A 3,629-nucleotide genomic window follows, 5' to 3' on the forward strand; every position below is an offset into this window, starting at 1 on the left:
CCTCCCCCGCATCGGGGGGGTGGTGGCGCGTCGCGCAGCGGCGCGACGGAGGGGGCGTCCTCGGCCCTGGAAACCAAACCTCAAGCCTTCTTGGTTAAAACACGGGCATGACCCGTCCTTCGCCCGTCGCCCGCCGCGCCTTCCTGACCGCCTCGCTGGCCCTGCTGGCGACGCCGGCCTTGGCGCGTTCGGCCAAGAAGGAGAAGAAGGGCGGCAAGGAAGGCGAGGGCGAGGAAGCGCCGGATCCGGTGATCACGCTGCAGTCCATGGCGCTGCCGATCATCGCGGGCGGCAAGCTGATCAACTACGTCTTCGTCCAGATGAGCATCACCCTGAAGCCGGGCGTGCTGACCGCGATCTTCGAGGGCAAGGAGCCGCAGCTGCGCGACGCCATCGTCCGCGAGGCCCACGCCAAGCCGTTCGTGCGCCCCGACAGCTACGTCGCCTTGGACGAGGCCCGCCTGAAAGCGTCGGTCCTGCGCGAGGCTAGCGGCCTGATCGGGCCGGGCAAGGTGGCGATGGTGACGGTCATCAAGCAGACGCCGCGCAACTTCGTCGCCCCGCCGGCCAAACCCGGGACGCAGGCCAAGGCGGCCCCCCGCGTCCAGCCGCCCGGCGACGCCAATATCGTTCCCTGAGGCTCGATCGGGCTCCCGCGACCGCCAGCCGGTCGCGCGCCTAACTGAACGCCGTTCCTGCAATCGGTTGACACCCGCCGGTCATTTGGCACTGTCCTGCCCTTGGCGTCTTCACGACGCCATCAGGGAGCATCGAGGGGGAATGAGGCCATAGGCCCGCCCGTCGCGTGCGGCCGGGGGCGGTCTCTTCGATCGTAGTCCTGTCGAGCGACGACCCTCTCGTGATTGAAACGCGAAAGAGGGCGACTTACCGATGAGTTCTTGGCTTTATGTGGCCATAGGGGCCGGGCTGCTGGCGGTCCTGTACGGCGCCGTGCAGTCGGCGGCCTTGATGCGGGCTTCGCCCGGCAACGCGAAGATGCAGGAGATCGCCGCGGCGATCCAGGAAGGGGCCCAGGCCTATCTGAACCGCCAATATACGACGATCGCCATCGTCGGCGTGGTGGTCATCGCCCTGCTGGCGTTCTTCTTCAAATCCTGGGAACAGCCGGTCGGCTTCGCCCTGGGCGCGATCCTGTCGGGCGCGGCCGGCTTCGCGGGCATGCTGATCTCGGTGCGCGCCAATGTCCGCACCGCCCAGGCCTCGTCCGAGAGCCTGGCGGCCGGTCTGAAGATGGCCTTCACCTCCGGCGCCGTGACCGGCATGCTGGTGGCGGGCTTCGCCCTGATCGGCGTGGCCGGCTATTTCGCCATCCTGCTGCAGACGGGTCACGCCGGCACCGACCGCGTCGTGGTCGACTCGCTGGTCTCGCTGGGCTTCGGCGCCAGCCTGATCTCGATCTTCGCCCGCCTGGGCGGGGGCATCTTCACCAAGGGCGCCGACGTCGGCGGCGATCTGGTGGGCAAGGTCGAGGCCGGCATTCCGGAAGATGACCCGCGCAACGCCGCGACCATCGCCGACAACGTGGGCGACAACGTCGGCGACTGCGCCGGCATGGCCGCCGACCTGTTCGAGACCTATGCGGTGACCACGGTCGCCACCATGGTCCTGGCGGCGATCTTCTTCCGCGGCGCCGGCGTCGAGGTTGTCTCGTCGATGATGCTGCTGCCGCTGGCCATCTGCGCGGTCTGCATCGTCACCTCGATCATCGGCTCGTTCGCCGTGCGTCTGGGCAAGAAGCAGAACATCATGGGCGCCCTCTATCAGGGCCTGATCGTCACGGGCGCGCTGTCGATCCCGGCGGTCGGTTGGGTGATCTTCCAGCTGGTGCCCGAGGCCGTCACGGTCGGCGCCAAGACCTTCGGCGCGGCGGACCTGTTCCACTGCGGCCTGGTCGGCCTGGCCGTCACCGCCGCCATCGTGGTGATCACCGAATACTACACCGGCACCAACTTCCGCCCGGTGAAGTCGGTGGCCCAGGCCAGCGTTTCGGGTCACGGCACCAACGTGATCCAGGGCCTGGCCATGTCGCTGGAATCCACGGCCCTGCCGGCCCTGACCATCATCGTCGGCATCCTGGTGACCTATAACCTGGCGGGCCTGTTCGGCATCGCCATCGCCACCACCACCATGCTGTCCCTGGCCGGCTTCATCGTCGCCCTGGACGCCTTCGGCCCCGTCACCGACAACGCCGGCGGCATCGCGGAAATGGCCGGCCTGCCGCCGGAAGTCCGCGTCACCACCGACGCCCTGGACGCCGTGGGCAACACCACCAAGGCCGTCACCAAGGGCTACGCCATCGGTTCGGCCGGCCTGGGCGCCCTGGTGCTGTTCGCCGCCTACACCGAAGACCTGAAGTTCTTCTCGGCCCACGCCGAGGCGGGCAGCTTCTTCGACGGCATGGGTCCGGTGACCTTCGACCTGTCCAACCCCTATGTCGTGGTCGGCCTGCTGTTCGGGGGGCTGCTGCCCTTCCTGTTCGGCGGCATGTCGATGACCGCCGTGGGGCGGGCCGCCGAGGCCGTCGTGGCCGAGGTGCGCCGCCAGTTCCGCGAGAACCCGGGCATCATGACCTACGAGACCAAGCCGGAATACGGCAAGGCCGTGGACATCCTGACCAAGGCGGCGATTCGCGAGATGATCGTGCCGTCGCTGCTGCCGGTGGTCTCGCCGGTGGTGCTGTTCTTCGTGATCAAGGCCATCGCCGGCAAGGTCGATGCGTTCGCGTCGCTCGGCGCCATGCTGATGGGCGTGATCGTCACCGGCCTGTTCGTCGCCATCTCGATGACCAGCGGCGGCGGCGCCTGGGACAACGCCAAGAAGGTGATCGAGGAAGGCTTCACCGACAAGGACGGCGTGCTGCACTCCAAGGGCGGCGACACCCACAAGGCGGCCGTGACGGGCGACACCGTCGGCGATCCCTACAAGGACACCTCGGGTCCCGCCGTGAACCCGATGATCAAGATCACCAACATCGTGGCCCTGCTGCTGCTGGCGGTCCTGGCCCACGGCGTCTGATCAAAGCCGTGCGTCCTTCGAGGCTTCGCTTCGCTACGCGCCTCAGGATGAGGAAAGCAGCAAAATGCTCCTCATCCTGAGGCGCCCGCGAATGCGGGCCTCGAAGGACGCAGGGCGCTAGACGAAGCCAGACATGACGACGCCCCGGAGGTTTCCCTCCGGGGCGTTTTCATTTTGGGTCAGACGGCGCGCTTAGCTGCGGCGACCGTCGTGACGGTCATCGTGGCGGCCGTCGTGGCGGTCGCGGCGATCGTCACGGTCGTGACGCTCGGCCTGGATCTGGCGGCTCAGGCGATCGAAGCGGGCGTCCAGGTCGGCGCGTTCGCGCATCGACAGGCCGTTCGACCGGCGATAGCTGGCTTCCAGGCGGCTGATCGAGCGGAACTCGCCGCGCAGGCGGGTGGCTTCCGAGCGGCTCAGGGCGCCGTTGCGAACGCCTTGGTTGATGCGTTGTTCGAGGTTGGCCTGACGCTGGTTGACCGACTGCCACGGGGCGGCTTGGGCGGCCAGGGGAGCGGCGGCGACGGTGGCCAGGGCGGCCAGGGCGAGAAGAGTGCGCTTCATGATGTGTTCTCCGACGATAATCTGTCGGG

The 3,629-nt window shown here is 68.0% G+C and carries 3 protein-coding genes; 2 read left to right on the forward strand and 1 reads right to left on the reverse strand.

Going from position 1 to position 3,629, the window contains the following annotated elements; all coding sequences use genetic code 11:
* Window positions 1-107: 107 nt before the first annotated feature.
* Both AC1DZ6_RS21270 and AC1DZ6_RS21275 read left to right on the forward strand, forming a co-directional pair.
* Window positions 108-638 (forward strand): hypothetical protein, encoded by a 531-nt coding sequence (locus AC1DZ6_RS21270; protein ID WP_477099124.1) that lies wholly within the window; start codon window positions 108-110, stop codon window positions 636-638.
* A gap of 253 nt (window positions 639-891) precedes the next feature.
* Window positions 892-3,036: a sodium-translocating pyrophosphatase gene (locus AC1DZ6_RS21275; protein ID WP_477099125.1), complete on the forward strand. Its 2,145-nt coding sequence runs from the start codon at window positions 892-894 to the stop codon at window positions 3,034-3,036.
* A gap of 192 nt (window positions 3,037-3,228) precedes the next feature.
* Here the strand turns inward: AC1DZ6_RS21275 and AC1DZ6_RS21280 are convergent, their stop codons facing one another.
* Window positions 3,229-3,600 (reverse strand): hypothetical protein, encoded by a 372-nt coding sequence (locus AC1DZ6_RS21280; RefSeq protein ID WP_477099126.1) that lies wholly within the window; start codon window positions 3,598-3,600, stop codon window positions 3,229-3,231.
* Window positions 3,601-3,629: the final 29 nt, after the last annotated feature.

The sequence above is a fragment of the Caulobacter sp. P1_B12_2 genome, from assembly GCF_056406675.1.

Coding starts and splice junctions, on each gene's coding strand:
- AC1DZ6_RS21270 (WP_477099124.1), top strand. CDS start 108: ATGACCCGTCCTTCGCCCGTCGCCCGCCGCGCCTTCCTGACCGCCTCG.
- AC1DZ6_RS21275 (WP_477099125.1), top strand. CDS start 892: ATGAGTTCTTGGCTTTATGTGGCCATAGGGGCCGGGCTGCTGGCGGTC.
- AC1DZ6_RS21280 (WP_477099126.1), bottom strand. CDS start 3,600: ATGAAGCGCACTCTTCTCGCCCTGGCCGCCCTGGCCACCGTCGCCGCC.